Annotated in this window: 1 protein-coding gene; it reads right to left on the bottom strand. The window is 67.4% G+C overall.

Translation table 11 applies throughout. The annotated features are described in order from the left end of the window. Positions 1–51 precede the first annotated feature (51 nt). Positions 52–2,160: an ATP-dependent DNA helicase RecG gene (gene recG / locus EOA28_RS33350; protein ID WP_127250179.1), complete on the bottom strand. Its 2,109-nt coding sequence runs from the start codon at positions 2,158–2,160 to the stop codon at positions 52–54. Positions 2,161–2,199 lie beyond the last annotated feature (39 nt).

Below are 2,199 nucleotides of genomic sequence, written 5' to 3'. Positions count from 1 at the left end.
GCTGAATGGCGAGCCCGTCGAGGGCGGCCTTGCCAATCCGTCACTTGGCGCTCAGCCGGCGCGCAGCAGCCGTACCGCCTCGTCGCGGCCGAACAGGTAAAGCAACAGGCGCAGCGCTTCGCCGCGTTCGGACTGCAGTTCCGGGTCGCGCGACAGGATCAGCCGCGCGTCATCGCGTGCCGCTTCCAGTAGGTCGGCGTGGAATTCGATCCGCGCGACCTGGAAGCCGGGCGTGCCGGACTGGCGGGTGCCGAGCAATTCGCCTTCACCGCGCAATTTCAGATCCTCTTCGGCGATCTTGAAGCCGTCCTGGGTCTCGCGCATCACCGAAAGCCGGCGCTTCGCGGTCTCTCCGAGCGGGTCCTTGTAGAGCAGCACGCAGGAGGACGGCTTGTCGCCGCGCCCGACGCGGCCGCGCAACTGGTGCAACTGGGCAAGGCCGAAGCGCTCGGCATGTTCGATGACCATGATGGTGGCGTCAGGCACGTCGACGCCGACTTCGATGACGGTGGTGGCGATCAGGATGCGTGTCTCACCGTCCTTGAAGGCGCGCATCGCTTCGTCTTTCTCCGCGCCCTTCATGCGGCCGTGCACGAGGCCGATCCGGTCGCCGAACAGCGGTTTCAGCGAAGCAAAGCGATCCTCCGCCGACATCAGTTTTATTTCCTCGGATTCCTCGACCAGGGGGCAGATCCAGTAGATTTTCTGCCCCTCCGCAACCGCGTCGCGCATGCGACCCACCAATTCGTCCAGCCGTTCCATCGGCAGGGTCACTGTGCGGATCGGTTGGCGCCCGGCGGGTTTCTCGGTGAGCTTCGAGACATCCATGTCGCCGAAGGCGGTCAGCACCAGCGTGCGCGGGATGGGTGTGGCCGTCATCACCAGCATGTCGGGCGCATCGCCCTTGGCAGTGATGGCCAGGCGCTGGTGGACGCCGAACCGATGCTGCTCGTCGATGACAGCGAGCACAAGGTCGTGGAACGTCACGGTCTCCTGGAACAGCGCGTGCGTGCCGACGACGATGTCGATCGCGCCGCTGGCAAGGCCTGCAAGCGTCTCGGTGCGCTCGCGGCCCTTCTCGCGCCCGGTGAGGATGGCGAGGCGCAAGCCGACTTTCTCGGCCAGCGGCGCGATGGTTGCCAGATGCTGGCGCGCCAAGATTTCGGTCGGCGCCATCAGCGCCGCCTGGCCGCCGGCCTCCACCGCGCGCGCCATGGCAAGCAGCGCCACCACCGTCTTGCCGGAGCCGACATCGCCCTGCAGGAGACGCAGCATGCGTTCGGGATCGGCAAGGTCGGCGTTGATCTCGCCGAGCGCGAATTCCTGGCTGGGGGTGAGCCTGTAGAGCAGGGCGGCGCGCAGCTTCTCGACGATGCGGTCATCGCCGATGAGCGGCCGGCCCGAGAGGCGGCGGATTCTGGCCCGCACCAACGCCAGCGACACCTGGCCGGCCAACAGCTCGTCATAGGCAAGGCGGCGCCAGGCGGATCCCTCGACGGCGACATCGATCGGGACGTTCGGGTGATGGATGCGGGAAAGCGCATCGCCGAAGGATGGAAAGGTGTGCCGACGCATGAAGGCGTCGTCCTGCCATTCCGGCAGTTCCGGCAGGCGCCCCAGCGCCTGTCCGATGGCGCGGCGCAGCACCTTGGCCGACAGGCCGGCGGTGAGCGGGTAGACCGGCTCGACCAGCGGCAGGCCCTCGGCCTCGTCGATTGGCGCGATGTGGTCCGGATGGACCATGGTCGGGCGGCCGTTGAACCATTCCATGCGGCCGGAGATCACCACACGCTCGCCTTCGGGAAGCATCTTCTGCAGATAGGCGGCATGGGCATGGAAGAAGGTCAGCGCGACCTCGCCGGTATCGTCATGCGCGTAGACGCGGTACGGCACCGACCTGTTGCCGCGCGGCGGCGGCTGATGGCGATCGACCCGCACTTCCAGCGTGACGATCTGGCCCTCGGCCGACAGCGCGATGCCGGGCCGGTTGCGGCGGTCGATCACGCTGTTGGGCAGCAAGAACAGAAGATCGGCAGCGCGCGCGGCGCGATCGCCGAGGTCGGCCGGCACCACCCTCTCGATCAGCAAGCCAACCTTCGGGCCGACGCCGGCGAGCGAGGTGATCGGGACAAACAACGGATCGAGGATGGTGGGGCGCATCAGCGCTGCGCCGGTTTGGAAGCTGGATAGGCCGAGTTC

This window comes from Mesorhizobium sp. M2A.F.Ca.ET.067.02.1.1 (assembly GCF_004023285.1).
Classification (GTDB): Bacteria; Pseudomonadota; Alphaproteobacteria; order Rhizobiales; family Rhizobiaceae; genus Mesorhizobium.
This window is presented reverse-complemented; position numbering and strand designations above follow the sequence as displayed.

What these genes read in the sequence shown, in the direction of transcription:
- recG (WP_127250179.1), bottom strand. Translation starts at nt 2,160, where the DNA reads ATGCGCCCCACCATCCTCGATCCGTTGTTTGTCCCGATCACCTCGCTC.